The organism is Maribacter sp. Asnod1-A12, assembly GCF_045063735.1.
GTDB lineage: Bacteria > Bacteroidota > Bacteroidia > Flavobacteriales > Flavobacteriaceae > Maribacter.
This window is the reverse complement of record NZ_JBEFNZ010000006.1, coordinates 3,735,777-3,762,511: the sequence shown is the minus strand read 5'-3', so window position 1 is coordinate 3,762,511 and position 26,735 is coordinate 3,735,777. Positions and strand designations below refer to the sequence as shown.

Sequence of the window (26,735 nt, the reverse complement as noted above, 5' to 3'; positions counted from 1 at the left end):
ATTATTATGTAAACTGTTTTCATAGTTTGCTTAAAATCTTATAGTCAATATAAAAAGTTCCAAATGGTATGATACAGGCGATTAATACTTTCCATGTTGTTGTTTTGAATTTCCAATTATATTCTGTGCCTACACTTATGGTGTTAAATATGAATAGTAAGAATAATAAACCGTGAATAGGACCTAAAATTGAAGATATCTTAGTTATTCCATAAATGTATTTGAGAGGCATTGACACAAAAACTAGAATTATCAAGGAAAATCCTTCTAAGAATGCTAGTATACGTAATCTGCTTAAACTTGAATTAAAAAATTGTTTCATTTAATATGTTCTTAAAAGTGGTCTATTAGCTAATGGCGAAAACGGCCAAGGAATCGCTATAAAAATTATTATTAATCCAATTGAAAAATAAGTTAACATAGTTCTAAATTTTTCCTTATCTGTTTTCTTTCGTTTAGCTTTTGCTGACCCTATGGTAATTATAATTATTGCTGAAACCATAATGATAAAATGAAACAGTCCAAAAAATGTCAAATTCCAATTATTTATTAAGTTTTTAAAATCGGAAAAGTAATATTTGATAATAGGACTTTTTATGTATACAAGCATACCAATAGTGAGCTGAGTATGCGCTATTGTGGCTGTCCAATGACGTACTTTATTATCAATATCAGTGAAGGTCGATTGAGTGTTAAGCCCTTTGTAAGCTCTAAAGATTGCATAGCACAATGATAGTAATACAAGCCATCTGAGTATTGAATGTAATATGAGAATAGTGGCATACATAACCTTTAATTTTGTCCATGCAAAGGTCTGTATTATTACGAGTTTTGAGTATAAATATTTATTCCGTTATCAGGACTTTTCAATCAATATTCTAAATTCTTTAGGTGAAACACCTTCACGTTTCTTAAAAAAACGTGTAAAATATGATACATCTAAATACCCCATTTCATAGGATATTTCGCTAATTGATAAATTGGACTGATAGAGAAGATATTTAATTTCAATTAGTTTAATCTCGTCAATAATTTCAGTTGCAGATTTTGAAGTAGTCGCTCTTACTGATTTGTTTAAGTGGTTAGGACTTATGTTCATCAACTTGGCAAAGTCAGCTACTTTTAGATTATCTTTTGCCTTTTTATTTGCTAATATTTTAAATTGAGTAGTAATGCGATAAGACGCATTCTGCCTATTTAAATTTTTCAATCTATACAAGATTTTCAATTCTGTTAATAAGGTATAAAGGTAAGCGTGAACAATATCAGTATTAGGTTTTTTATCACTTTTAAATTCAGTAACTAACCTTTGAAAAACATTAAGAATTGCGTTCTTTGAATCTTGATTAATTTGAATAATTGGATAATTACCATTGTTTAAAAAATGAAAATCTGACACCAAAGAACGATTACCAAATTCTCTAATTAGTATCTCAGGGTAAAAATGACAAGTATATCCTTTAACATTTTTAGAAATATCTTCTGTTGAAAATACTGCACCTGCTTGTATTACTAAAATATTGTTGGGTGTAATTGTGTATTCTTTAAATCCTATTTTAGTTCTATATGAGCCTTCTGTAACAAAAATAAGCGTGTGACTTTCTTCCCTTGAAGGAAGTATTGGTTTAAAAACTCTTTCAATTAATTCTTCAATTTTTAGACAAAAAAAATCTTCAATATTGTTTTCGAAAAGCTTATTAAGTTCAGGACTAGCGTTGAAGTATTCTTTTCGGAAACCCTCAGAGTTATATGTTTTTATTTCAGATTTCACACTTTCTATTTAATGAGATGTTTCTTTAGCTTGTGGGTAACGTATCTGTATATGAGCAGTGCGGTATTAAGGAAACATTGAGTTTCCGTCTACGCACGAAGCTAAAGCTTTTCATAGGAGGTTGTGTTGGCAACAGTATTTTTGCACACAGTTTAGAGCATATTTTTCAAATCCTGTTTTCCAACAATCGCCATTATGTCAACAATATCATTATTTATTTTGTAGTAAATACTGTCCGAACCGCAAACGCATCTTCGATACCCTGCTTTTATGTATTCTATAGATTCAAATGAATACGGTCTTTTAGCGATAATGTCAAAATATTCGAAAAAGGTTTCGAAATATTTGTCCGCTTGTTGCATTCCGAATTTTTTAACTCCGTAACGATGAATTCGTATTAAGTCGTTCTTGGCTTCGTTGCTTAATCTATATTTAGTCATTAAGCTCAGACTTAGATTGCGCTAAAATTTGCTCTTTACTATCATTGGTAAATCCACTATTTTCAGACTTTTCTAATTTAGCTCTAATCCAGTCGATTTCGATTTGTTGGTTTCTTGCCTGACGAATTAAGTCATTAACAAGTTCGCTTTTACTTGAATATTCCTGATTATCAACTTGTGTCTTTAACCATTCATCATTTGGTCGCGTAAACGATATACTTTGTCTTGCCATGAGAAATCTATTTTGATGCTAATTTACATCAAATTCGAACCAAATCCAAATTTTTGTAAGATGTTTGCCAACGGTCTCGTATAACCGTCAGTTACGGGTTAATATGCGTTAATTTTTGGTTTAGAACTGGCGTTAGCAATTCCGAGTGGATTCGGACGTAGTCGAATCTGCCGTAATTGCGGTTATACATCTTAAGTTTGATTCTCAGTAAATTGTTTATATAACTAGAAAGAACAAAAGAGAGAATTAAGGTTACTTTATACGGTGAAGCTTCAGACTTCGACAACATTGATAATCCTCTCTCTTTTACTACTCAGATCACGTTCAGTTCTGTGAGACTTTAGATCTCGTTTTCAAGTTGTTGTGAGCAGAAGTAGCCGGTTCTTTCATAAAACATTTCTTATGAATAAATATAAAGAAACTTTTGGAGTTGACATCAGTAAAGATGTCTTTGATGTACATGGTAGTAACATAGGTCACGACCAGTATAAGAACGATGAAATTGGATTTAAGAAATTCCTTAAGGAATTACCCAAAGGTTCATTGGTCGTTATGGAAGCTACCGGTTACTATCATTATAGACTTGCGCAGTTTCTTTACAAAAAGGGAGTAGTAGTTTCAGTAGTAAACCCATTATCTGTAAAACGTTTCATTCAAATGAAACTTGCCAAGGTAAAAACGGACAAGAGCGATGCCAAGGCTATATGTGAGTATGCCCTGATCAACGAGGTTCCTATTTACAATGCCTTGACGGATACCCAGAGTGAATGTCTACAGTTGTTCCGATTATTGGATACCTATTTAAAGCAACGAACGGCAACCAAGAACAAGATACATGGAGAAGCTGTTTTAGGTATACCCTCAAAGTTTGTTTATCGTTCCTTGTTACGTAACAGGAAACAGCTCAATAAAGAGGTAGCTGCAATCGAATCAAAGATTCTATCATTGGTAAAAGAGGACCAACAGGAGCAATTGACCTTGTTGACATCGATACCCGGTATAGGTCAAAAGACCGCATTGTTCCTAATAGTGGTCACCGATGGTTTCAACAAGTTCGAAACGGCATCACAGCTTTGTAGTTATGTAGGTATAACCCCCAACGATACGAGAGTCGGGGAGCAGTGTAAGAGGTCGTGCGCGAATAAGTAAGGTCGGCAATAGAAAGCTTCGTAATCTACTGTTTCTATGTTCTTTCAATGCCTGTAAACACAACAAGGCGTGCAAAGAGGTATATGAGCGAATCGTGAACAAGGGTAAGAGCAAGAAATTGGCACTGATAGCCGTTGCCAACAAACTATTAAAGCAGTCTTTTGCTATCGCAAAATCCGGCAGGCCATATGATGAAACCTACGTTTCTGTATTGCCTAGATAAATAGTAGGTAAATTGAATAAAAAAAGCTCACGAATCTGTTTTTTGAATCTATGAGCCTAGAATAATATTGTCTCAGATTAAAGAAGAAATTGTTTGTTTTTTACCTCAGTTCTTTGTTAGGCAACGTATTTTATTCAGTTCCTCTAAATTTCTCATATCTCGCTTTCATTTCCTGTTCTATTCCAGTGCTATTTCCAAATCCACGTATTTTTTTCAATGTTTCAATCCATTGTGGATGTAAGCCACCATTACAAACAATATTTGGTATTTCATTTTCAAATATCAAAACTCCTCGTTGGTAAATATGTACTATGAAAACCTCAATTGGAAAATTTTCAATTGCATTTTTTCTCCAAACATAATTATAACCCATAATTCGCTCGCTTGGAAATCCATATTCTTCAGTCAGAGTGATAAATTCTTCAAGTATTTCATTCGCTCCTTTGATTAGCTCTTGTAAAGTCAGTTCAGTTTCTCGTGTTCTCCATACGTGATATTTACTATTGAATTCTCTGTCTTTTTCAAGCAAGGATAACAATTTGTCCTTTAAAACAGGGTTTAAACTGTCTTTGTAGTATGTTGAGTGATTTTCAAATTCAGAACTGAATTTTTTATACCACTTCTCTTTTTTGTATTTTTGGAAATATCGCAAAGGTATTCCTCCTTTAGCCAGGTTTTCTGCAATTGTTCCTGCCCAATAATCGTCTTTTGACTTAATTGCTGATATCAGGGCGTAGCTTAAATCGTGTCCGTGTGGAAAGTCCGTTTTTGAAAAAGCAAGTTTAAATTTTTGGTTCGCTTCTTTAAAATCTTGCTTTGAATAATCTTTTTTGGCGGAATCAACAATTCGATAATATTCTGCATATTCACATTCTTGAGCCGACATAAATATTGTCATTAGAAAAAATGTAATTAAAAGTAGAATGTGTTTTTTCATATGTTGCCTAACGGTTTAGCTATGAACAGTACGGGAGCAAACTAGCGTTGGCTTTCCGCCACGCACATAGCGAAATCTTTTGGTTTAGTTTTTTCTTTTTTTTGTGTCAAAGCGAAATCCCAAAGATTTCGCGACATTCTAAAAATACACAAACCTTTCGATTAAGCCCGAAGCCCGTATTATTTATAGGTTGTGTTGGCAATAGTACTTTATTTAAACAAGTTCTTAAATCCACTCCAATAGCTAATCCTTGAATCAACCTTCAATTTTTTATCCCGTTCTTTCTTTTCTGACAAGTCATTTTGTTCCGCCTCTTTTGGATTAATACTTTTTCCATCAATCAAGTTTTCCATAACAAATGAAAAATCCACCACTCCAACTTGCCTTGTATAATTAATTAGTTCAGTAATCTTTCCGCTTTGCTCAATGATTTTATGAAAGGACATGAATTCATTTGAAGAATTGAATTCTAGATAAGGTTCTCCGGCATCATTTTTAAGAAAAACAAAAGTTGAAGAATTTCCACCTCTCATTCCGTCAGTCCAGAATTGGATATGCGTTATTTTTTCAAAATCTATCTTTTTCGGAAGAGATATTTCTCCATCGTTAGCTAGTCTAAAAGCTTTTTTGAAAACGCTTAATTGTTCTTTTGTTAAGTTCATTCAGTATTATTGCCAACGGTTTAGCTATGAACAGTACGGGAGCAAACTAGCGTTTGCTTTCCGCCACGCACATAGCGAAATCTTTTTGTTTTGTTTTTTCTTTTCCTTGTTTAAAGCAAAATCCCAAAGATTTTGCGGACATCATAAAAATACGCAAACCCTGCGATTAAGCCCGAAGCCCGTATTGTTTATAGGTTTTGTTGTGCTTAGTTTTCTGCGATGTTTTCCGTTATAAGGTTTTTTATCTCTTTTAAGTTTGCATAATGGGCATTTGTAAGAATTACATAACCAGAACCATTGGTTAAGTTTAAATAGAAAAAAGAGGAATATCCTACATTGGCACCACCATGACTTATCCCTTTCACTTTTTTATTTTCATCTAACTGAAGACCTACTCCTAATCCAGACCTAATTAACTTACCATTTGATAATTTTGCGGGTGATTTCAATAAAGCGATGGATTCTTTGGTTAAAATTGAAGATTTGTCATCGTTTAAACCTGCTAGTACTTCAAGTAGTAATTGGGAGTAATCAAAAGAATTAGTCCATAATGCTGCGGCAGCTTCTTGGGGATAAACTCTATATCCAAACTTAATAGGTTTCCCGTTTTTATAACCATATGCGATGTCATCTTCTTTATTTGGGTTTAAACCAAAATAGCTATTCTTCATATTTAAAGGTTGCAATAACTCTTTTTGCATAACAGTTCTGAATAACTCTCCCTTAGTGTCTTTTATTACTTTCTGTAAGTAACAATAGCCCCCGCCAGAATAATTAAATTCACTATTTACTTTATTCTTAATTTTGATTTCAGATTCCCACAAAAATGTATGTTTTCCATCAATTACATTTTCAATGGTTGGTATAATTTTTCTATTAGGTTTATAACCAAGAAATCCGTGCGTATTCATACCACCTGTATGACTGAGTAGTTGTGAAATTGTTGGAATCGTATTTGGCTCTGAGTTATAACCATCTAACTTATTAGTTTTTAGGTAGACATTCACGTCATTGTCGAGGTCAAATATTTGATTTTGAGTATTAATAAGAAATAATAATCCAGTTGGAAATTTACTTAGTGATGCTGCTTGGAAAATTGTCTTTTCGTTGACCTTATTAGAGGCATTACTAATTCCGAATCCTTTGCTATAGACAACTTTGCTGTTTTTTAAAATACTCAAGCTTGCACCAGGTATCTTATTCTCTTTCATTAAACTGTCTAATTTTTGCTCTTCTGACCTACTCAATTGACAATAGGCTGAAGTATAAATTGCTAGAAATATGATGAGAATGAATGTTCTGATTTTCATTTTTTTAAATTAAGCACAACAATTGGATAAACGTACCTAGGTACGTTTATTTCTTATTTATCATGAATTTAATTATTTACTTTACAGAAAAGATTAATTACTTCATCAAATTAATTTCAGCAATACTTTTAATTCTATTGCGCTCTAAGAAAGCATCAATGGTTTCAAAGTGTTCTATAACACGTTGCTCTTTAAACTCAAATACTTTTTGAGATAGACCCTGTAAAAAATCCCTATCGTGCGAAACTAATATTAGTGTACCATCATAGGTTGCTAATGCCTCTTTCAAAACATCTTTAGATTTAAGGTCCAAGTGATTTGTAGGTTCATCTAATATTAAAAGGTTGACAGGTTCTAATAATAATTTTACCATAGCCAATCGGGTTTTTTCTCCACCTGAAAGCATGCTTACTTTTTTATCAATATCATCACCAGTAAACATAAAGCGACCTAAAATATTTTTAATCTGATTGCGGATATCACCAAAGGCAACTTCATCTACGGTTTGAAATATAGTAAGTTCGGGGTCAAGTAATGAAGCTTGATTTTGAGCAAAATAACCCACCTTTACATTATGACCTAATTGACAGGTGCCCTCTATGGTAATTTGGCTTAAAATGGCTTTGATCATAGTAGATTTACCTTCTCCATTTCTACCAACAAAAGAAACTTTTTCGCCTCTAGCAATAGACATATTTGCATCTTTAAAAACTATATATTGATCATAAGATTTAGAGACATCTTTTACGGTAACAGGATAATCACCTGATCTTGGAGCGGGAGGAAACCGTAATTTTAACGAAGATGTATCTATCTCATCTATTTCAATAATCTCTAATTTTTCTAACATGCGCTCTCGCGACGTTACTTGATTTGTTTTAGAATAGGTGCCTTTAAATCGCTCTATAAAAGCCATATTATCGGCAATGAATTTTTGTTGTTCTTGGTATGCTTTTATTTGATGAGATCTTCGATCTTCACGCAATTGCAAATAGTGAGAGTAGTTCGCTTTATAATCATAAATGCGACCCATTGTTACTTCAATAGTACGATTGGTTATATTATCAATGAAAGCTCTATCGTGAGAGATAACCATAACAGCTTTGGCTTTATTCAACAAGAAATCTTCAAGCCAAATTACCGATTCGATATCGATATGATTGGTAGGTTCATCTAAAAGAATGAGATCTGGTTTTTGTAGTAAAATTTTAGCTAATTCTATACGCATACGCCAACCACCGCTAAATTCATTGGTTTGCCTTGTAAAATCTTCTTGTTTAAAGCCTAGACCTTTTAATGCTTTTTCTACCTCTGCATCATAACTAACTTCGTCTAGGGCATAATATTTTTCCCCAAGATCAGAAACTTTCTCAATGATACCCATATAGGCATCACTCTCATAGTCTGTTCTGGTCTCTAATTCTTTATTTAGCTTATCCATTTCATCACGCATAGAAAATACGTGCTTAAATGCCTTGGCAGCTTCTTCAAATACGGTACAATTATCTTCTGTAAGTAAATGTTGTGGTAAATAGGCGATAACTGCATCTTTCGGTACTCTAACATGACCACGGGTACCTTTTTGCTCTCCAGCAATAATTTTCATCATGGTAGATTTACCAGCACCGTTTTTACCCATTAGGGCTATCTTATCTGTTGGGTTTATGACAAATGATACGTCACTGAATAGGGTGGTGCCACTGAATTCTACGGCTAGGTTATCTACTGAAATCATGCTTTATATTTAAAAATGCAAAACTAGCAATAAGATATGGTGCTTATTGCTAACTACGTAAAAAAGTTATTGCTTTCTATCAGTATGACTTCGTGTTAAGTGCTTTTTTTATTACTTAGCCAGTTATATACCAAGAGAACAACAGCCAATAAAAGTAATAAGTGAACAAGTGCGCCTAAAACTTTGAATACGACAAAACCTAATACCCAGCTTATGACCAACACTACTATTAAAATGTAGATTATATTTTTCATGCTTCATTATCTGCATTCCAGTTCATAATTTCATCGTGAATCTCTTGTTTAGATTTTTGCCTTCTTTTGGCAATATTACTTATCAATGCTTCTAAACTATCATGTTCATTATTCGTGTCGATATCTTCAGTCTCGGGAAAATTAGCTAAATATTCATCTTGTACTGCCAACCACTGTTTTTCTAAATGCAGATCATATTTAGCCGTAGCAACTCCGCCATTATTCACAGTCGTACTTGTTTTATCACTTAAGCTGTCATTTTCTTGCAAACCACTATTTTGCGGTACTTTGTTTTCAAGACCACCCGTAGTTCTGGTTTTATGTGTGCTTTTATCTTCTGTAATCATTTTTATAGTTTTAATTATTACTTATGATAACAAGGTAATAAGATCAGCATTCTGGCAGTTGCTCTAATATAAGTTTAATTGACCTGATAAAATTACTATAATGGTATTTAGAAGAAGTACAGAGGTATACCACTAAAGCACAGCATTTTTTTTCTTTAGCTTAAGCATTTTTGCAGCAGATGTGTAACCACCTTCTGTGCCGTCTACAAAATGTGAATGGGAGGTTCGCATATCTAACACATAGCATGACATTACCGAAGCATGTGTTACATGTATACCGTATTTAAGTTTATTATCGGCCTCTAGTGTATCTAAAAAATTGATAAATCGATCTATTTTGTTTTGTTCTGCAGTAAAAACAGTATTGATCATACCATCGAGCATAAAGGTATGCGAAAGTTGACCTATTTGTTTAAGATATTCTTTACCGCTAGAGGTCAGATTAAGGTAAAATCTACCAAAATTTGTTTGAATCCAATTTTTAAAAAAATACGCCCAGTTGGTAGAAATGAGACTAACTTTCATTTCTTCCCATGCTTTTTTAGGACTTGGGTCTAATTTTAGCACCGTATTTTTTATTGGTTGTCTATTTTCAAATGTTCCAAATTCCATATCCATTTGAGCGAGTACTTTTTTATAAATCTCTTTTTGTAAATCTTCATTATTAACATCTAACAACAAACACACGACTTTTGTTTGACTTTGGTCAGGGTTTATTTCGTCCCATCGACATTCCATACCTTCAAGGTTCAGCAATTTTTCATCAAATAAAGAATTGGTAGTTTCCTTAAAATTAGATTTAATTATGTCTTCGGCTACTTTTAGACCATTACCAAGTACAATGGGTATGGTTAATTGATTTGTTAATTGGTGCTTGGCAATTTTTAACTGTACATTTTTTTCGATCAGGTCTTTTACAGGTATTTGACCAACACGTAAAATTAAATCAACTCTTCTTTTTATGTGAACGCTATAATTGTCTAATACACTTATAACTTTGTCAAGTATAATCGATGGAACAATAAAGGTAGCCCCATCGCCGCCAAAGAAATATGGAATCTCATTATTTCTTTTTACTTTTTTAGTTGTGTTTAAAACTGAGATAATTGCACCGGTAGCAGTTAGGTTTACTTGATGGTGATTACCATTAGCAACTGCATTTGTTGAATTTAAAATGTCTACTACAACAATATGCCAAGTATTAGGAACTTCGGTAAAACCAGCTTCATGGCTTAATAAATCTATGAGCGATCCTTTAAAAGGAGTTAGATTTTTATAGAACTTTGTTTTTTCCATTAAGTGATTAAACTGTTTCTGTTTTTATAATTCTATTCTTCTGGTGGCGTGCCAGCGCCAACAGTTGCTTCTTTAAACCATACCTCTGTATAACAACCTTTTTTATATTGTTTGTTAATATCGCCATCATACGTTTCAGAGCCGGTATGCCATACCATATTCTCTTCTGGGTCTTTGCCATTTGTTTGGTTATATGCCCCTTGTTTAAAGTTTTGAAGCTCACCTGCATAAGCATTCTCACGTTCTGAACCATCACGGCCAATTGATGCATATAATGTTTTGATCTGTTCTGGAAGTTCTTTTGATTTACCAAAATCTGTCTTTATAAGACTTTTAGTGAATGTTTTGGTTTCATGACCTTCACTTTTAAATGTAAGATACATAATACCCTTGTATACATTTATTTCATAGCTAAATTCTTCCCCTAAGGTAATTCCATCTTTTGGCTCTTCAGGATAGCTGGTTGGTGTATCGCCAATGACAGACATATCATAACCCCACACTGCAGTTGAATAATCCCACCTTTTTGAATTGTCGCCTTCAGTATTAATTTCATAATTCCAATACACAGAACCTTTGGTATGTCCCGGAAATTTTTTGTAAAAGATTTTTAAAGGTTCGTTTTCATGACCTTCGGTTCCGTGAATTTGACCAACTACGACGGCATAAGATGCGGCGACCCTTGCATCGCCAGAAGTTGAGACGTGCATTACTTTCAATGTTCCCGTTAATTTACCGCCTGTATCGGGTAACCATTCTTTTTTTTGCCCTAATTCTGTTCTAGTATTACTCGATGTTCTAGAGGTAACACCAGAATTGGGAGACTTGTAAACTACCCAATCAGTAGTGCCATCATTTTCAACATAAAAGAAATTATCATGTTTTACGTCTACGAGGTCATTATAACTTTTACCATCTCCACATAAAATTTTAAATTCATCCATAAATGGAATAATATCGCTAGGATAGACCACCTTTTCTTCTACAATGGTTGATTCTTTTTTAGGCTTGTCTTTACAACTGTTTAAGCTTATCGCAAAACATAATGTCAATAACGCCGGAGTAATAAATTTTGTAATCTTTGTAATCATGATTGTCTTTTTATTCTTGAAAAATTCGTTTTAAAGATACATAGACCAAATGTTAATTCTTTTAGGTATTCATATTATAATTGAAATATATTGTGAAATAATGAATTTTGGAGAACGGATTAAAAATCTTTTTCTATAAAGTTAGTGGATAACAGATCTATTAAACTTAGATGATTTCTTATTTTAGCATACTCAAACCACGCCCAGATCAACCTATATGACTTCAATATACATGAACCTAAGACGATTAGGTTTTTATGCTTTTTTTATACTGTCACTTTTTGCATGTACCAAAGCAGATACAATACGCCCTAGCATAGAAAATAGCTTAATAACCATTGATAGTTTAATTCAAAAACAACCTGAACAATCTATCTTAAAACTAGATAGTTTATTGCAAAATACTACGCAATTAACAACCTTGGAAAGAGCCATGTTGTTATTCAATAAAGGGGAAGCTTTATACCTTAACGATAAATATCAAGAAGCTTTTAATACTCAAACAAAAAGCCTTGATTTATTTGTTGAACTAAATGACACCTATAATGAAAGCAGAAGTTTAATAACTCTTAGTGGAGCATCGCTGCATATGGGAGACGTTGAAACATCTCAAGTGTATGCTTTAAAAGCATTGAGTTTGGCACAATTGATTGGTGATAAACGAATGGAGGGCAAAGCTTATAATCAACTTTTTAAGCTTCATTTTCAATTAAAGGATTATGAAAAGGCTTTAAATTATGCACAAGCTACCGACAGTCTATTTTCTAAAGAAACAGATACCACTTCTATTATCGCTATTAAGGGCAACAAAGCCAGTGTGTATCTTAAGTTAAAAGATTATAATAAAGCTTTGACCAGTTTTTCTGAAGCCATGACCTTAAGTCAAACTCAGAGAGATCCAAAGACTATGGTCAGTATTTTAAATAATATTGGCTATACCTATATAGAAGCAGGTGAATATGAAAGTGCTGAAAAATTCTTACGAGGTTCTGCTACTTTAAATAAAAACATTGAAGCTATCAATGCAGCACCATATAAAGGTTTGGGGAATTTATTTTTATTGAAAACCGAAAATGATTCGGCAGAAGTAAATTATAAAAAAGCCTTAGAAATATATATCGCTAACCATAATATAAAAGAGGAAATAGAAGTTAGGGATAAACTAATAGCCATATCTATTATGTCTGGTGATTATACTACAGCATTAGATCACCAAATTCTGAGAGATAGTTTACAGTTGACCGTTAGCAATCTAGAAAAAGATAGGCTTTTGAACTTTGCTAATGTAAATTATGAGGTGAAACAGAAAGAGACCGAAATAAGTCATCAAAAAGAAATCAATAATAGAAATCAGCTGCTTTTAGCCAGTGCTATTATGTTATTTGTTTTCATCTTGATCGCTACTGGTTTTTATATGTACAATACAAAATTAAAAGCAGCCAATAAGGCTTCTAAATTAGAGCAGAGTCTTTTGCGTGTGCAAATGAATCCGCATTTTATATTTAACACCTTAGCGGCTATTCAGAATATTACCTTAGAAGGTAACCCTATAAAATCATCTAATTATATTGCTAGGTTCTCTAAGTTGATAAGACAAAATTTTGACTATGTCAGAAAAGAATCTATATCTCTTGATAAAGAAATTTCTATGATAAAAAACTACATAGAAACCCAACAGTTGCGCTTTAATAGTGTGTTTTCTTATACTATAGAAATTGAAGATTCTTTAGATGTAAATTCTATAAATGTACCACCAATGTTACTACAGCCATTTGTTGAAAATGCTATAGAATATGGGTTGAAAGAGAAGAAAGATGGTGGCGAACTTTTATTGAAAATAGAAAAGGACCCTAAGGGCTTATTGTTTGTAATTATTGATAATGGTTTAGGTAGATCAGCAAAAGCAAAGAAAGAAAAGTTAACGGAAGAGCTACATGCTACAACTATATTTTTAGAGCGTTTGAAAATGAGAAAGAAGGGTGAGGAAAAATCTTTTATGATAGAAGATTTATTCGATGAACATAGTAAACCTACAGGTACAAAAGTATTTTTTAAATTGAAACTTTCATGATAAAGGCAGTTATAATAGAGGATGAGTTTAATGCACTTAATACTTTAGATAAGCTCATTACATACACCCAAAAAGATATAGAGGTTATCGCTAAAATAGATAATGTTGACGAAGCTATTTCATTTTTAAAGGTTAATAATCCTGATCTTGTTTTCTTGGATATTGAGCTTATTGGTGGTAACGCTTTTCAAATATTAGAATCTTTAAAAAGTATTGCTTTCAAAATTATTTTTACCACGGCTTATGACGAGTTCGCAATTAAGGCTATAAAATTCGATACTATAGATTATTTATTAAAACCTATAGATTCTGAAGAGTTGTCTTCGTGTATAGATAGATTTAGGGTTGGCTTTAAAAAAGAGCAGGTTTATAAAAATGCGGTAGAGAAAGTTTCTGAACTAGATGAAAAAGAGATTCAAAAAACCTTATTGATTAAAACTGCCGATGCTCAATATTTTCTACAAATAGCAGATATAGTCAGGTGCCAGTCAGATGGTGCCTATACTACTTTTCATACTACGGATAAAAAGATTATGAGTGCACGTAATCTTAAGTATTATGAAAATATCTTAAGCGAGCACACTTTTGTTCGTGTACACCAATCTCATTTGGTAAACATAAAGTATATAAAAACGGTAAACGTAAATAATACTGTTCGCTTAACTAATGATGAAACCATACCTGTTGCCACACGTAAAAAATCGTACTTAAAACAGATTTTAGATACGCTTTAGACGCAAATATAAAACAGAGATATGCACTTATAAAACGGATATATAGTCTGCTAATTCATGTTATAGTTTTGAGGTAAATAAACAAATAACCCTTAAAAATATACATCATGGGATTAAAAGAAAACCGTTTTACAAAGACCTTTCAAGAAGAACAATTTCCACAATTAAAGGCTCAAATTATTGAAGCCGCAGCATTTGATGTTCCTTTAAACATTGAATGGGAGACTCTATTCGAAGATCGCTTTATGCATCTTTACAATGACTCTTATCCAAAAATTTATTTCATTCCTCTAATTGAAGCTTTAAAATCAATTACTGCTGATGATATGGGTAAAGAAGCTTTAGCAGAAAGCTTAAAAGAAATTCGTATTACCAATACCAAAGATCACCATAACCCTAAGAACGGATTCACTTTTTCTGACGGAATATTAACTATTGACCATAGTCCGATTATAAATGCTGATCATGTAGATGAGCGTACTACTGTACTGTCAGAATTATTAGAAAATAATTTATAGAGAACCATTAAATCGAAAGTGTAATTGGTTAAAGATAGAGTTATGTTCAAATTTATTATTTGCGTTGTTGTACTTGTAATTTTATTGTTTGTCTTGAGCTTTAAATTATCTGATGTAAAAGCAAAAAGAGACTTTGTAGATCACTTACATGAGTTTCATAACGACAAGTATGAAATTTTGACTTTTAAAAGAAACTTTAATGCTGCTAACATGAACCCTCATTTATACCGGGTAGAATTAGAGCTTAAAGAAAATATCAATATTGTAATAACTTTTGAATGGGATGCCAAAAATAAGGATGTTCATTTTCCTTATCATACAAATAATGATAGGGGTATTGAATCTTTAACAAGGTATCAGCAGCAAGCAATAATTTTAGAGAAAGAATTACATGAGTTGTTGCAAGATGATGTTCTGAGCATTGATATAGATGTCTTTAACCATACACTAGAGTTAGGCTTAGAAGCTGAACCTACACTAGAGGACTTTGAATATTTTTCAAATAAAATATGCGGTCTTTTAAAACAATACCCAGATACATGGGATCTTGACGGACATATAAATTTTAGTGTAAAAGAAGAGAATAAAGGTTTTTATGAATTAATTATAAAACCTAATACAAATGATGATAACGATCATTCATTTAATTACAAGCACAATGCTATACTCGTCAATAATTATGGTTCTGCAAAAGCAGCCCATATTGTTCAGGTTGTTGAAAAGGAATTTTCCAAACCAGAATCACCAGTATACCTTAATCATATATGGGTTCATCAAAAATGTTTAAACACATTTTATATTGCTTTTGAAAAGCATGAGCCACGAAAAGATCCTTTTGAAAACAACCAATTAACAGAAGGCGTAGGTATGGGGTTGGTAAAAATGACCTATCCAGATTTAGCACTTGATACTTATAAATATTACGATTACAAAACCATCTCTGAAGAGAATACTTATCTCTATTTAATAAAACAACTACCAGAAGAGTATCAATATCTAGAAGTAGAATCATAACCAAATTTTATCATGGAAAAATCATATTACAAAGCGTTTGTAGCTCAAACGCCAGAGGAAATACTTATGTCTGTTTTAAAAAAAGAAGAAGATATTCTTATAGGTATTTCATTAGATAACGGAACTTATTTAGAGGGTATTATTCTGAATATTTCTAAAGACGACAATCATCTAAAATCGGTATGTATACTGTCGCAAGATGAGCAAGTATCCTTTTTTAATGTGCACCGTATTGCGGTTGTAATTATAAAACAGCCAAAGAAAATGATCGTAGAATTATCTAAGGGCGCCATTAGCAGACCTCTTTCTTCTACAGAAGAAAAGCTTACCGTTTTACAACTTAAACGATGGCTGCAGAATGAACAAATTCAATTGGGAAACCACATTCAAGAATTCAATATAGAAGGTATTTCTGTAGATGAGCTAAACAATAGATTAAATGTTCAAGATGTGTTTAAGGCATTAAATAATGCGATAAACCAAATTACCAAAGATGCTTTAGGTAAAGAAGCCTGGCAAGGTGTCCATAGTATAGCCTTAAGGCAAGGTGATACGGTACAACTTCAAATCACTGATAACGTATTAACCATCTCAATAGCTATTAACAAAGCTTTGCCTAATAAGCTATCTGAGGTTATAGAAGAAAAGCTTCTTCAAGTATTATAAACAAACAAATCATTTATCAATAATTAAAATTAAACCATTATGGGACTTAAAGAAAAAAGAATAATTAAGGCATTTGAGAACGATTTATACCCAGCATTAGAAGCTGATATCTATGCAGCTGCAGGACATAATGTAGCCATAGAAATTCAATGGGATACATTACAAGAAGATCGCTTTTCTCACCTGTATAATGATACATTTCCAAAAATATATTTTCTGCCATTAATTGAAGCCTTTAAAGCAATTTGTGTAGATGATATGGGTATTGATTTATTAAAAGCTGGATTAAAAAAAGTAACCATCATCAATGAAAATGATCATCATAATGAAGAGCGCGCTATAACTTTTGAAGATGGTGTGCTAAAAATTGATCATAGTCCGGTAATAAACGCAGATAAAGTAGAAGATAGAACAGCGCGTATTATCTCTTTGTTAGAAGATAAATTGGAAGATTTTGCTGAAAACGGAAATTCAAGTACTAGTACAGCATCTGCCGAGAGTACAGAAAATGAAACCACTGCAAGTACTCAAGATAAAACAATCGACATTAATGAAATGTACAACCGATCTTTTGTAACATCTATAGAGAAACAAGAAATTTTTAACGAAATGGTCGCAGGGTTGGACTGGAGCTGCGATATGGCTGAAGGTAAACTGACTTTCGGAGAAGATAAAGTCTTTGATATTCAAATATTTGGTACGTATTCAGAGAATGAAAAAAGTTGGATGTGGGCATGGGCAAATACCCAAAGCGGAATATCTGAAACATTTTTACAGACCTCGTTAGCAGTAAAAGCATTTGGTAAAGCATTGAATATAAGTGATTTTACTACACCTAAGTTTGCAGTAGAAAGTGATCCCGGTGCCTTTTTTGCAACCATTGCAACCGCATCTATAGGAGAAAGTTGCTACGTACCCCTAGCTTTTAAAGGTGTAATAGTTTATGTAACCATTAAATCTGAAGAAGCAGATAGTAAAGCTAATAATACAGCTGACTCAATTTGTTCTCATATTTCAAAAGTAACATCAGAATATAATTTTCCTCATAAGTTTAGCCTGTACTTTTATCTAACAGCCAAAGGCTATGATGTAGAGTTACCAGGTAATAATCTTGTAGCTAAAAAAGGTGAAGATCAAATTTTAGGAATATTTGATTTAAAAGGAAAATTAATGAAAATTTCTAATACAAATCTATTAACTCAAGCATAAGCAAACTATGTCATATACATCACAAACATTAGCAGATTTAGAAAAGGAACATCAAGCGGCTATCAATACTGCGCAAGAAAGAATGTTGACCGAATTGAACGAAGCTCAAACATCTGGTAATTTAGAAAAAATACAAGAAGCGAGTGTAGTTTTTCAAAATGTAACTACAGAATTGGCAACAGAATATACTGCCAAAATTGAAGAAATCAATGCATTGAACCATAAAGCAATTGTAGCTGAAGAACCAGAAATTTACACTAATAAAAGAGCGGATATAGATTTAAATTTATTGGTTTATGATGGTGATAGAGATTATGTTATCGCTTTTCAACAAGATGAATTAATACAAAAAACTTTAGAAAAAGTAAATACCAATAGCGGTAAGTTTAAATCTAGAAAACACTTATTAAAATCTAGTTTAAGACTAACAAAAACTTTGGCGCCGATGCTTCATGAAATTGGTGAGCATTGCAAGAATATTTTAAAGCTTAAAGCTGACATTGAGTTTTTTGTATATCAAAGCGATATGTTCAATGCATCTTGTTATCCGCCAGATGAGAATAAATTATATATCATTTTATCATCAGGTATTTTAGAGCGTTTTTCTAAAAAGGAGTTGACCTTCGTTGTTGGTCATGAAATAGGGCATGTGCTATTTGAGCATTTTGATTATCCGGTAAGACAAATTCTAGATACTGGTGAAAATGATTTGGCACCAATACATGCAATGAAACTTTATGCATGGAACAGAAATGCAGAAATCAGTGCGGATAGAGCCGGACTCCTATGTTGTCAAGATTTTGAAGCTGTAGGTCGTACCTTCTTTAAACTATCTTCTGGTGTAACTACAGACTCTTTAGACTTTCAATTGAATTCGTATATAGAGCAGTTTGTAGATTTAGAAGAGGTTTTAAATGATGCCAACCACGATCCATCAGATTGGTATAGCAGTCACCCATTTAGCCCATTACGAATTAAAGCATTAGAGCTTTTTAATAAGAGTGAAACATATGCGGCTTTTAATACATCTATAACGGGTGAAATTACAGAAGAAGCTATGGAAGTTGAAATTAAACGAATAATGTCGTTAATGGAGCCAGAAAACTTAGAGGAAGAAGGTGAGCATTCAGAGAAAATTCAGCGATTAATGTTCTTAGGCGGTTATTTAATATCTAATGCAGATGGGGTAGTAGACGATTCAGAAATACAGGCTTTAAGTAGTATTGTAGCTCCTAAAATATTTGCAAATTGTATGATGACCATTAAAGGTTTAACTGAAGATGAAATGATCAGTGAGGTACAACAACTTACTCATGATTTACATATTGTTCTTTCGGTTATGCAAAAACTAAATATTCTTAGAGATTTATCTATTATCTCTTATGCAGATGGGCACATAGATGATAGTGAAGTTAATGTACTGTATAACCTCGCAAGGCTTTTATATATAAATACCGACTTCATTGATCGTGTTATTAGCGATGCACAGGGCATAGACTAAACACAATAGTTTATTGTTATTACATCTTATAAAAATAAAAAAGGCAGCAATATAAATTGCTGCCTTTTTATTGATAATTTACCTTTTAACTAAAAGAGACTCTTTAAAAACCTAGAGCTTCTAGTACTTCAATTTTAGATAATTCTTTACTTAATATGCTATCTACAAAAATGCCAGATTTATACGTACCATTTCTAAAGTAAATGATGCCGTAGCCACTCCATATGCCATCTTTATACTCACCTACATATTTTATAACATTTTTATAATTTTCATTACTAAAAGGCTTGTAATTAGACCACTTAGTAATACCAAAACCATTTTTCTCTTGGTTTTCATATGTGCCTATAAAACTATAATCGAGACTTTGTGACAAGGTCATTCCGTTAGGGTTCGTATTTTTCCAATTACTAAAAATAAAGCTGTTGTCTTTTGGCTTATGTTGAATGCCATAACCGTTATAATCTTTGTTGAAACCTTGTCCAGAATACCAACCACCTTCATCTAACTCCCAATGCACAATACTGTAATCTTTATTGTTTTCTTGGCTATTAGATGGTCCGAATAGCCAATACCATGAGTTTGTAAATTTGTTAACTAATTGCTCATTTCTATAATAAGCTTCTGCTTCTTTTTGCTGCTTTTTAGTTTGCCCAATTAATGATTGTGTTATAGTAAGTAGTACTACAAAACTTAAGAGTTGAATTTTCATTTTTATGATATTGATAGATAGGTGCGGAGTGGTGAGTATTGTGCTTTTACTATAATTTATTATTCAGAACTATTTTTATGACATACGCTCAGCCAACAGTTCTAATAAAAAGGTTTCTCTCTCAATAGACATTCCTTTTTTAGCACTTTCAAGCATTGTTTTTTTGTTGTGAGCAATGGCTTCGTAAATGTTTACCCATTTTGCGGTCATGCCATTTTTAATTTCGTAATGTTCCATTTTAGATGCGCCAAGCTCTGTATTAATTTCGCAGGTATAACAGTAAGAAATCATGTGTTGAATATCAAAATCTGGTTTGTGCCATGGTCTATATTCTTCATATATGCCAAAGGGTTTAATATTTCTAACCTCTAACGCTCCGGTTTCTTCACTCAGTTCACGAATCATACCTTCTATTTTATCTTCGCCGTCATCTAAACCACCACCGGGTAAGCTATAGTCTTCATATCTTTCTGTAAAGAGTAATAAAATAGAATTTCCTTGTATAGCAATACTCCTTGTTGCAAGTCTGGTAAAAATTGATTTGTGCTCTAAAGAAGAAATGTCTGGGTGATAATAGATTTTTAAATTTTGCATTTGGGAAGTATAGACTTTAAGCTTAAATTCTAATATGTTATAAGCTATTCTTAAGCGTCAAAAATACAGAAACCTTTGGTCATAATATATGAACGAACATGTAGATAATTTTTATGGCTACTTAAATTCTTAATCGAGTTAATTCACTACTAAATACCTAGGTATTTTTGTATCACAACCGATATATATGGTCATCAATCTATTACTGATATTAAAGTACTATTAAGACGCTTTAATTGTAATTATAAATTATGTGTGTTGTCTATTATACTTGACAAACATCTACAGTATATAAAAGTAAGAGACTGATTATAATATCATCAATCAGACAAACAAAAACAACTTCATGCGTTCACAATTCATATTCTTGATTTTTCTTTTTGGACATTATTTTATTTACTCTCAAAATGTAAATGAGTTAAAATCCAATTTAGAAAAAGAGGTTTCCCATTCCTTTTACATCACATCCAATGTGGGCAACGTTTCTTTTCAAGAAGCCAAAAAGGTTTTAGAACAAATTAATCTGGATTCTAAAAATGAAACCAATGCTACATTATTGCTTTTAGGTAATGTAATTAACCAAGAAGGTTTTCCTGGAAAAGAAGAAAACCAAGACATGGAAAAGGCATATTTAAAACCCTTAATGACCCTTTGGGACCAATTTGAGGGTAATGTTATTTTAACACCTGGCAGAAATGAATGGCTAACAGGTGCACCACAAAGTATAGATGACCTTGAATCCTTTTTGCAGGATAACAGCAAAGCCAAATTTTGGCCAAATGACGGTTGCCCTATTGAGAAGGAAACTATAAATGATGAAGTTGTATTAGAAATGGTAGATTCTCAGTGGTTTTTAGAAAATTGGGATAATCACCCGTACATCAATCAGAAGTGTGAAATAAAGACTAGAGATCAGTTTTTGGCAGAATTTAAAGATGATTTAAAGGATAGTCAAGGTAAAACAGTAATCGTTGCTATGTACCAACCGGTCATGAGTAATTCTAAAATTTCTGCAATAGACAAGATGGGAGGTTTTACTCCACAATCATATCAAAATAAAGAAAACAGAAATTTACGTGGTAGAATGGAAACTATTGCCAGTCAATTCAATGATGTTATTTTTGTTTCTGGTAAAGACAGAAACTTACAGTATCTAGAAGACGATGGTATCCCTCAAATTATTAGTGGGGCAGTGGGTGAAACTGAAAAAGCTAGAGCCCCTAAAGAAGAACATTTTAAATCTGAAAAAAATGGTTATGCAAAACTGACCGTTTATAAAGATGGCAGTTCTGAGGTAGATTTAATAGAGATTGAAAATGGTGTTTCAGCCTTAGCTTTTAATCAAAATATAAAAAGAGAACGTCTTTCTTTAGATGATATTTCTTATCCTGAAAAACTAAATACAAATACCGCAAAAGCATCTATTTACTCTAAAGAAGAAACTAATAAAAGCGGATTTTATAAATGGTTTTGGGGCAATCATTTTAGAAGTCTTTATAGTAAAGAAATTGAAGCTCCGGTCTTGTATTTAGATGAATTGCCCAATAATGTAAAACCAATTTCTGAGGGTGGAGGAACCCAATCAAGATCGCTTAGACTTATAGATGATAATGAAAATGAATATACCTTACGTGCATTACGTAAGAGTGCATTGCGTTTTTTGCAAACTAATGCCATTAACAATCACTATGTTGAGGATTACCTTGACGGTACCGTTGCCGAGCGATACTTGATGGATTTCTATACCACTGCACACCCGTATGCCCAATTTGCAATGAACGATTTATCCGAAACTTTAAATGTGCTGCATGCGAACCCTAAAATTTACTATGTACCTAAACAAAAAGGATTGGGTATTTATAATGAAGATTACGGCAATGCGCTTTTTATGTTAGAAGAGCACGCAGGTGACGAAAACAAAAACTTTGAAACTTTTGGTAAACCTGACGATATTATAAGCACTACAGATCTACGATTAGAATTGATGGAAACTAAAGATTCTTATGTAGATGAACCTAGTTTTATTAGGGCTCGTTTATTTGATATGCTAGTAGGAAACTGGGATCGTCATCAAGATCAATGGCGTTGGGCTCAATTTAAAACAGAAGACGGTAAAAAGAGATACGAAGCTATTCCAAGAGATTGGGATCAAGCTTTTCCTAAATATGACGGAACCATTATAGGGTTATTAAAGTTTACTTTTCCATTGCTTCGTAAAATGGAAAGTTATGATGCTGATGTAAAGAATGTAAAGTGGTTTAACCTATCTGGTTATCCATTAGATAAGACCTTTATAAAAACTGCTAATTGGAACGATTGGAAAAAGCAAGTAGATTTTATTCAAGAAAACTTATCTGATGAAGCTATAGCATCGGCATTTAATACTTTGCCAGAAGCTGCTCAAGACCAAAGTATAGATGAGATAAAAAAGAATCTACAATCTCGCCGAGATGGTTTACAGACCATAGCAAAGTCTTATTACGATTACCTTAATAATTTTGAGGTGATTTTAGGTACTGAAGATGAAGATGAGGTGGTAATAACCAGAAAATCTAATGGTGAAACCAATATTTCAATTTCTCATGATTCTGTAATTTTCAACAATACCTATAACGCAAAACAAACGGAAGAAATTTGGATATACGGTTTGGATGGTAAAGATACTTTTACTGTTGAAGGTGAAGGAGATGATTTTATAGATATAAAAATTATAGGTGGCAAGAAAAACGATACCTATGATTTTAAAACCACCAGAAAGGTAAAGTTGTATGATTTTAAAAGTAAGAACAATACTATCATCAATCCAAAGTCTAAAAAATGGCTTACGGATTCTTATGACATTAATACATATGACTATCAGAAAAGAAAATATACAGACAACGTAGTTTTTCCTAGTATAGGATTTGATGGAGATACCGGCTTTAGAATAGGCTTAAAAGACCGTTTTACAACCTATGGTCTGGCTAATAATCCATTTAAATCACAGCATACCATTGGTGCTGAATATTTTTTTGCTACTAATGGTTATGCTATAGACTATAATGCAGAGTTTGCACATGTTTTCTATGATTGGAACTTAGGTTTTGATGCAAGGTATGCTAGTCCTAATTTTACAATGAATTATTTTGGAGAAGGTAACGAGTCGCAATACAATTCTGATTTAGACAGAGATTTTAATAGGGTACGTATAAGACAATGGAATGTATCTCCTTATTTAATTCACAAAAATATGGGTAGTAGTTTCTATATAAAATCATCTTTAGAATCTTTTGATGTATCTAATGATGATGAGCGTCTAGTTGGTCAGGTGTTTACAGAAAATAATGACGTATATGATCAACAATTGTATTTGTCTGGTGAAATAGGGTATGGTTATAAAAATCAAAATGATCCTGCATTTCCGAACCGTGCTATGGCGGCAGATATTGCTACTGGTTATAAAACCAATATAAATGGTTATGATAATAGCTTTGCCTATATAAAACCTTCCGTTTCATTAACATACCCATTGCACCCAAGTGGTATAGCCGTCATTGCAACTAAAATAGCGGGAGAAGCAATACTAGGTGATAATTATGAATTTTATCATGGTGCTGTATTAGGTGGTAATACCAGCTTACGAGCTTATAGAAATGAAAGGTTCAACGGTAAATCTTCATTTTACCAAAGCACCGACCTTAGAGTAGGCGTCACAAGGTTTAGAACCAATTTTATACCCATACAGTTGGGTGTAAGTGCCGGATTTGATTATGGGCGTATTTGGTCAGATAATGATAATTCTTCTAAATGGCACAACGATTACGGTGGGTCTGTTTGGATTTCAGGGTTTAGTGCATTAACGGGAAACTTAGGTTTTTACCATGGTGGAGATGGAAATCGCTTTGTGTTTAGTTTAGGTTTTAATTTTTAGATAAAAGAATTTTATTTAAAGAAGAACAACATAAATTTTTTTTAAAATTGAGATTAGCTTATGACAATTTTAAAATCAAAATAATTTTGAGCAAATTGGCAGCAAATTTTTCTGCGTAGTCATCTATATTGGATATACGTTCACAATTTTTAAGGTTTTCATTGTATTTTTTTACCCTTTCAAGTTGATTTTCATCTAAATATTTTAATGTGCTACTATTTGCTGCTAATAAAGTATATGCATCTTTTGCTTTTCCTTTAGAAAAATAGTCTGATTGAAATGTTTGCAAGTGTTTTAAAAGTTCATCTTTTTCTTTGTTGTCCATATTAGTGGCTTATATTTTTTAAATATGGGGGGACATTTCTAATAAAAATTTGTAAAGTGTTTAAACTAAATTCTATTATTCAATAACAATAAATTCTGAGCGCCTGTTAATTTGATGTTTAATATCGTAACATTTTATCTTTGTATTACAGTCATTAAGTAATTGCGATTCTCCAAAACCAATTCCGTTTATCTTGCCATTGGCAACACCATGAGATATTAAATAAGCGATAGTAGCCTTAGCTCTTCTTTGCGATAATTTCATGTTGTAATTGTCACTTGCAGATGCATCTGTATGGGACCTAACCTCTACATTAATGTTTGGATATTTAGACATGAATTCTATAACCTTATTTAAAGTATTTATGGCATCTGGTCTGATGTCAGATTTATCTAAATCAAAATGAATAGGGGCTAGGTTCAAATACGAAATAAGGTCTGTGCCAAAATCAGGATTTTCGATAATTTGATTCAATTGTATTTCTATACCAGTAATTTTTTGAGTATTGGCAATTGAAAATAATTTTTCTCCACTTTCATACTTTTCTTTAGAAGCTTTCAATTTATAATCCGACTTTTTACAAGAACCATTTACGCTAAACTCTCCATCGGCACCAGCTGTTGTTTTCGTAATTATAGTATTGTCATCGCCAAAAAGTAGCACTTGTGAACCTGCTAGTGGCAAGCCGTTTTCCTTGTCTACAACAATTCCTTCAATAACAGAACTGCAATCTAGAACAATGGGTTCGTTCTCATTAAAACTATAAATATCATCACTACCAATACCACCATCTCTACTGGAAGTAAAAAAGCCTTTTTTTGTATTTTCATCTATAATAAATGAAAAGTCATCTTGAAGACTATTTACGGGTTCACCTACATTTACAATATAAATAGCATTTAAGTCATCTACTTTAGTAGCGTAAATATCAAGTCCGCCTAGGCCTGGGTGACCATCAGAAGCAAAGTAAAGTACATTTTTCGAGGTTATAAAAGGAAAAGTTTCTCTACTTTCTGTATTGATTTCATTTCCTAAGTTTTTCGGAATTCCAAAACTACCATCCTCATTTATATCCACTACAAATATATCTGACTGTCCATAAGTACCTGGCATATCACTAGCAAAGTAAAGTTTTTTTTCATCTGCACTTAAAGAAGGGTGAGCAACAGAATAATTGTCGCCGTTAAAAGGTAATTCTACAATATCTTTCCATTCATTATTTTTTAAGGTAGCACGATAAATTTTTAATCTACTTAATCCATTTCTATCTCTGGCAAATTTGCCGTTTTTAGAATTGTTGCGTGTAAAATATACTGTTTCCCCATTTTTACTAAAGGCAGTTGAGCTTTCATGGGTTTTTTTATTTAGTTTTTTAGATAATCTTTCAGCTGTAGAAAAATTACCTTTTTCATTTGCATTAGCACTATATAAATTGGTAAAAGGTTTATTGTTCCATTCGTGAACACTTCTTAAAATTCTACCTGTATCTCTAGCGGTTGAAAAAATTAATTGCTCTCCGAAAAATGATGGGGCAAAATCAGCCGATGCAGAGTTGATCACTAAATTCTTGATAACATATCTTTTTGAATTAGCAGAGATTTTTTCTAAGTATTGTTTGTTTTTAGTAAAATTAAATGCTCTTATGTCATCACTGTTCTTCTCGCTGAATTTGTTCATCCATTTGTCAGAAGATACGTAGTCTCCATTTGATTTTAGAGTTTGGGCGTATTTATAATAATATTCTGAATCTATATCTATATCAGGTAATTCAAAAAGTTTTTTGTACCAATATGCAGATGCGTTATAATCAGCTTTTTGGTAATAGGCATCTCCCAGATTCTTGTAAATCTCTTCTGTTGAATAACCTTCTTTAACTAATTTTTCATAAGATTCAATTGCTTGAGCGAAAGAATAATTATTAAATTTTTTATTCGCTTTTTCTGTTTTATTATCCTGGGCATTTAGAACGCAACCAAATGATAATGAAAGAATGAATAGGTATTTTATAAAGTTTGTTTTGGTGTTCATTTTAGT

24 protein-coding genes and 1 pseudogene are annotated in these 26,735 nt (G+C 32.5%); 9 read left to right on the top strand and 16 right to left on the bottom strand.

Annotated elements, in window-relative coordinates; all coding sequences use genetic code 11:
* Nucleotides 1–19: 19 nt before the first annotated feature.
* The 4 genes from ACJJVP_RS16205 to ACJJVP_RS16190 all read right to left on the bottom strand — a co-directional run bounded on the left by ACJJVP_RS16205 (nucleotide 20) and on the right by ACJJVP_RS16190 (nucleotide 2,443).
* Nucleotides 20–322: a DUF3817 domain-containing protein gene (locus ACJJVP_RS16205; protein WP_405415266.1), complete on the bottom strand. Its 303-nt coding sequence runs from the start codon at nucleotides 320–322 to the stop codon at nucleotides 20–22.
* Between the two features lie 534 nt (nucleotides 323–856).
* A complete protein-coding gene (locus ACJJVP_RS16200; protein WP_405415263.1) occupies nucleotides 857–1,771 on the bottom strand; it encodes a helix-turn-helix domain-containing protein in 915 nt (304 codons plus the stop codon).
* A 152-nt stretch (nucleotides 1,772–1,923) separates the two neighbouring features.
* Nucleotides 1,924–2,211: a type II toxin-antitoxin system RelE/ParE family toxin gene (locus ACJJVP_RS16195; RefSeq protein ID WP_405415260.1), complete on the bottom strand. Its 288-nt coding sequence runs from the start codon at nucleotides 2,209–2,211 to the stop codon at nucleotides 1,924–1,926.
* Nucleotides 2,204–2,443 carry a type II toxin-antitoxin system ParD family antitoxin gene (locus ACJJVP_RS16190; RefSeq protein ID WP_036152076.1) on the bottom strand — a complete coding sequence of 80 codons (240 nt, stop codon included), beginning with the start codon at nucleotides 2,441–2,443 and terminating at the stop codon, nucleotides 2,204–2,206. The genes ACJJVP_RS16195 and ACJJVP_RS16190 overlap by 8 nt, the downstream gene beginning before the upstream one ends.
* Nucleotides 2,444–2,845: 402 nt before the next feature.
* Here ACJJVP_RS16190 and ACJJVP_RS16185 point away from each other — a divergent pair.
* Nucleotides 2,846–3,815: pseudogene (locus ACJJVP_RS16185) on the top strand (IS110 family transposase).
* A 130-nt stretch (nucleotides 3,816–3,945) separates the two neighbouring features.
* Here ACJJVP_RS16185 and ACJJVP_RS16180 read toward each other — a convergent pair.
* From ACJJVP_RS16180 to ACJJVP_RS16145, 8 genes are all read right to left on the bottom strand, one after another.
* Nucleotides 3,946–4,752: a hypothetical protein gene (locus ACJJVP_RS16180; RefSeq protein ID WP_405415257.1), complete on the bottom strand. Its 807-nt coding sequence runs from the start codon at nucleotides 4,750–4,752 to the stop codon at nucleotides 3,946–3,948.
* A 209-nt stretch (nucleotides 4,753–4,961) separates the two neighbouring features.
* Nucleotides 4,962–5,414, bottom strand: coding sequence for a hypothetical protein (locus ACJJVP_RS16175; RefSeq protein ID WP_405415255.1), 453 nt, complete (start codon nucleotides 5,412–5,414; stop codon nucleotides 4,962–4,964).
* A gap of 206 nt (nucleotides 5,415–5,620) precedes the next feature.
* Nucleotides 5,621–6,724, bottom strand: a complete 1,104-nt coding sequence (locus ACJJVP_RS16170; RefSeq protein ID WP_405415253.1) for a serine hydrolase domain-containing protein — start codon at nucleotides 6,722–6,724, stop codon at nucleotides 5,621–5,623.
* A gap of 97 nt (nucleotides 6,725–6,821) precedes the next feature.
* Nucleotides 6,822–8,459 (bottom strand): ABC-F family ATP-binding cassette domain-containing protein, encoded by a 1,638-nt coding sequence (locus tag ACJJVP_RS16165; RefSeq protein WP_405415250.1) that lies wholly within the window; start codon nucleotides 8,457–8,459, stop codon nucleotides 6,822–6,824.
* A gap of 95 nt (nucleotides 8,460–8,554) precedes the next feature.
* Nucleotides 8,555–8,713, bottom strand: coding sequence for a lmo0937 family membrane protein (locus ACJJVP_RS16160; RefSeq protein WP_405415247.1), 159 nt, complete (start codon nucleotides 8,711–8,713; stop codon nucleotides 8,555–8,557).
* The gene (locus tag ACJJVP_RS16155; RefSeq protein WP_405415244.1) at nucleotides 8,710–9,060 is read right to left on the bottom strand and encodes a hypothetical protein; all 351 of its coding nucleotides are present in this window, start codon (nucleotides 9,058–9,060) and stop codon (nucleotides 8,710–8,712) included. The genes ACJJVP_RS16160 and ACJJVP_RS16155 overlap by 4 nt, the downstream gene beginning before the upstream one ends.
* A 132-nt stretch (nucleotides 9,061–9,192) precedes the next feature.
* The gene (locus ACJJVP_RS16150) at nucleotides 9,193–10,356 is read right to left on the bottom strand and encodes a DUF3095 family protein (RefSeq protein ID WP_405415242.1); all 1,164 of its coding nucleotides are present in this window, start codon (nucleotides 10,354–10,356) and stop codon (nucleotides 9,193–9,195) included.
* Between the two features lie 32 nt (nucleotides 10,357–10,388).
* Entirely contained in the window at nucleotides 10,389–11,447 is a 1,059-nt protein-coding gene (locus ACJJVP_RS16145) for a polysaccharide lyase family 7 protein (RefSeq protein ID WP_405415240.1), read from the bottom strand.
* Nucleotides 11,448–11,664: 217 nt separating this feature from the next.
* On the opposite strand from ACJJVP_RS16145, the gene ACJJVP_RS16140 reads away from it, so the two are divergent.
* The 7 genes from ACJJVP_RS16140 to ACJJVP_RS16110 all read left to right on the top strand — a co-directional run bounded on the left by ACJJVP_RS16140 (nucleotide 11,665) and on the right by ACJJVP_RS16110 (nucleotide 19,160).
* Nucleotides 11,665–13,518: a tetratricopeptide repeat protein gene (locus ACJJVP_RS16140; protein ID WP_405415237.1), complete on the top strand. Its 1,854-nt coding sequence runs from the start codon at nucleotides 11,665–11,667 to the stop codon at nucleotides 13,516–13,518.
* Nucleotides 13,515–14,252, top strand: a complete 738-nt coding sequence (locus ACJJVP_RS16135; RefSeq protein ID WP_405415235.1) for a LytR/AlgR family response regulator transcription factor — start codon at nucleotides 13,515–13,517, stop codon at nucleotides 14,250–14,252. Before ACJJVP_RS16140 ends, ACJJVP_RS16135 begins: the two co-directional genes overlap by 4 nt.
* Nucleotides 14,253–14,359: 107 nt before the next feature.
* Entirely contained in the window at nucleotides 14,360–14,770 is a 411-nt protein-coding gene (locus ACJJVP_RS16130) for a hypothetical protein (protein ID WP_405415232.1), read from the top strand.
* Between the two features lie 42 nt (nucleotides 14,771–14,812).
* Complete coding sequence (locus ACJJVP_RS16125) at nucleotides 14,813–15,784, top strand: hypothetical protein (RefSeq protein ID WP_405415231.1); 972 nt, start codon at nucleotides 14,813–14,815, stop codon at nucleotides 15,782–15,784.
* Between the two features lie 12 nt (nucleotides 15,785–15,796).
* The gene (locus ACJJVP_RS16120) at nucleotides 15,797–16,450 is read left to right on the top strand and encodes a hypothetical protein (protein WP_405415228.1); all 654 of its coding nucleotides are present in this window, start codon (nucleotides 15,797–15,799) and stop codon (nucleotides 16,448–16,450) included.
* A gap of 39 nt (nucleotides 16,451–16,489) precedes the next feature.
* A complete protein-coding gene (locus tag ACJJVP_RS16115; protein ID WP_405415226.1) occupies nucleotides 16,490–17,659 on the top strand; it encodes a DUF6882 domain-containing protein in 1,170 nt (389 codons plus the stop codon).
* Between the two features lie 7 nt (nucleotides 17,660–17,666).
* Nucleotides 17,667–19,160, top strand: coding sequence for a M48 family metalloprotease (locus ACJJVP_RS16110; protein WP_405415225.1), 1,494 nt, complete (start codon nucleotides 17,667–17,669; stop codon nucleotides 19,158–19,160).
* A 103-nt stretch (nucleotides 19,161–19,263) separates the two neighbouring features.
* Here the strand turns inward: ACJJVP_RS16110 and ACJJVP_RS16105 are convergent, their stop codons facing one another.
* Together ACJJVP_RS16105 and ACJJVP_RS16100 are read right to left on the bottom strand one after the other, a co-directional pair.
* Complete coding sequence (locus ACJJVP_RS16105) at nucleotides 19,264–19,872, bottom strand: hypothetical protein (RefSeq protein WP_405415222.1); 609 nt, start codon at nucleotides 19,870–19,872, stop codon at nucleotides 19,264–19,266.
* A 75-nt stretch (nucleotides 19,873–19,947) separates the two neighbouring features.
* Entirely contained in the window at nucleotides 19,948–20,466 is a 519-nt protein-coding gene (locus tag ACJJVP_RS16100) for an NUDIX hydrolase (protein WP_405415220.1), read from the bottom strand.
* Between the two features lie 346 nt (nucleotides 20,467–20,812).
* Here ACJJVP_RS16100 and ACJJVP_RS16095 point away from each other — a divergent pair, with 346 nt between their 5' ends.
* The gene (locus tag ACJJVP_RS16095; RefSeq protein WP_405415218.1) at nucleotides 20,813–24,376 is read left to right on the top strand and encodes a metallophosphatase; all 3,564 of its coding nucleotides are present in this window, start codon (nucleotides 20,813–20,815) and stop codon (nucleotides 24,374–24,376) included.
* Nucleotides 24,377–24,434: 58 nt separating this feature from the next.
* Here the strand turns inward: ACJJVP_RS16095 and ACJJVP_RS16090 are convergent, their stop codons facing one another.
* Entirely contained in the window at nucleotides 24,435–24,701 is a 267-nt protein-coding gene (locus tag ACJJVP_RS16090) for a hypothetical protein (RefSeq protein ID WP_405415215.1), read from the bottom strand.
* Between the two features lie 75 nt (nucleotides 24,702–24,776).
* Nucleotides 24,777–26,729: an OmpA family protein gene (locus ACJJVP_RS16085; protein ID WP_405415213.1), complete on the bottom strand. Its 1,953-nt coding sequence runs from the start codon at nucleotides 26,727–26,729 to the stop codon at nucleotides 24,777–24,779.
* Between the last annotated feature and the right edge of the window lie 6 nt (nucleotides 26,730–26,735).

Excerpts from the sequence above, each read along its gene's own strand:
- ACJJVP_RS16205 (WP_405415266.1), bottom strand. The coding sequence starts at position 322 with ATGAAACAATTTTTTAATTCAAGTTTAAGCAGATTACGTATACTAGCA.
- ACJJVP_RS16195 (WP_405415260.1), bottom strand. The coding sequence starts at position 2,211 with ATGACTAAATATAGATTAAGCAACGAAGCCAAGAACGACTTAATACGA.
- ACJJVP_RS16190 (WP_036152076.1), bottom strand. The coding sequence starts at position 2,443 with ATGGCAAGACAAAGTATATCGTTTACGCGACCAAATGATGAATGGTTA.
- ACJJVP_RS16180 (WP_405415257.1), bottom strand. The coding sequence starts at position 4,752 with ATGAAAAAACACATTCTACTTTTAATTACATTTTTTCTAATGACAATA.
- ACJJVP_RS16175 (WP_405415255.1), bottom strand. The coding sequence starts at position 5,414 with ATGAACTTAACAAAAGAACAATTAAGCGTTTTCAAAAAAGCTTTTAGA.
- ACJJVP_RS16170 (WP_405415253.1), bottom strand. The coding sequence starts at position 6,724 with ATGAAAATCAGAACATTCATTCTCATCATATTTCTAGCAATTTATACT.
- ACJJVP_RS16165 (WP_405415250.1), bottom strand. The coding sequence starts at position 8,459 with ATGATTTCAGTAGATAACCTAGCCGTAGAATTCAGTGGCACCACCCTA.
- ACJJVP_RS16160 (WP_405415247.1), bottom strand. The coding sequence starts at position 8,713 with ATGAAAAATATAATCTACATTTTAATAGTAGTGTTGGTCATAAGCTGG.
- ACJJVP_RS16155 (WP_405415244.1), bottom strand. The coding sequence starts at position 9,060 with ATGATTACAGAAGATAAAAGCACACATAAAACCAGAACTACGGGTGGT.
- ACJJVP_RS16150 (WP_405415242.1), bottom strand. The coding sequence starts at position 10,356 with ATGGAAAAAACAAAGTTCTATAAAAATCTAACTCCTTTTAAAGGATCG.
- ACJJVP_RS16145 (WP_405415240.1), bottom strand. The coding sequence starts at position 11,447 with ATGATTACAAAGATTACAAAATTTATTACTCCGGCGTTATTGACATTA.
- ACJJVP_RS16140 (WP_405415237.1), top strand. The coding sequence starts at position 11,665 with ATGACTTCAATATACATGAACCTAAGACGATTAGGTTTTTATGCTTTT.
- ACJJVP_RS16135 (WP_405415235.1), top strand. The coding sequence starts at position 13,515 with ATGATAAAGGCAGTTATAATAGAGGATGAGTTTAATGCACTTAATACT.
- ACJJVP_RS16130 (WP_405415232.1), top strand. The coding sequence starts at position 14,360 with ATGGGATTAAAAGAAAACCGTTTTACAAAGACCTTTCAAGAAGAACAA.
- ACJJVP_RS16125 (WP_405415231.1), top strand. The coding sequence starts at position 14,813 with ATGTTCAAATTTATTATTTGCGTTGTTGTACTTGTAATTTTATTGTTT.
- ACJJVP_RS16120 (WP_405415228.1), top strand. The coding sequence starts at position 15,797 with ATGGAAAAATCATATTACAAAGCGTTTGTAGCTCAAACGCCAGAGGAA.
- ACJJVP_RS16115 (WP_405415226.1), top strand. The coding sequence starts at position 16,490 with ATGGGACTTAAAGAAAAAAGAATAATTAAGGCATTTGAGAACGATTTA.
- ACJJVP_RS16110 (WP_405415225.1), top strand. The coding sequence starts at position 17,667 with ATGTCATATACATCACAAACATTAGCAGATTTAGAAAAGGAACATCAA.
- ACJJVP_RS16105 (WP_405415222.1), bottom strand. The coding sequence starts at position 19,872 with ATGAAAATTCAACTCTTAAGTTTTGTAGTACTACTTACTATAACACAA.
- ACJJVP_RS16100 (WP_405415220.1), bottom strand. The coding sequence starts at position 20,466 with ATGCAAAATTTAAAAATCTATTATCACCCAGACATTTCTTCTTTAGAG.
- ACJJVP_RS16095 (WP_405415218.1), top strand. The coding sequence starts at position 20,813 with ATGCGTTCACAATTCATATTCTTGATTTTTCTTTTTGGACATTATTTT.
- ACJJVP_RS16090 (WP_405415215.1), bottom strand. The coding sequence starts at position 24,701 with ATGGACAACAAAGAAAAAGATGAACTTTTAAAACACTTGCAAACATTT.
- ACJJVP_RS16085 (WP_405415213.1), bottom strand. The coding sequence starts at position 26,729 with ATGAACACCAAAACAAACTTTATAAAATACCTATTCATTCTTTCATTA.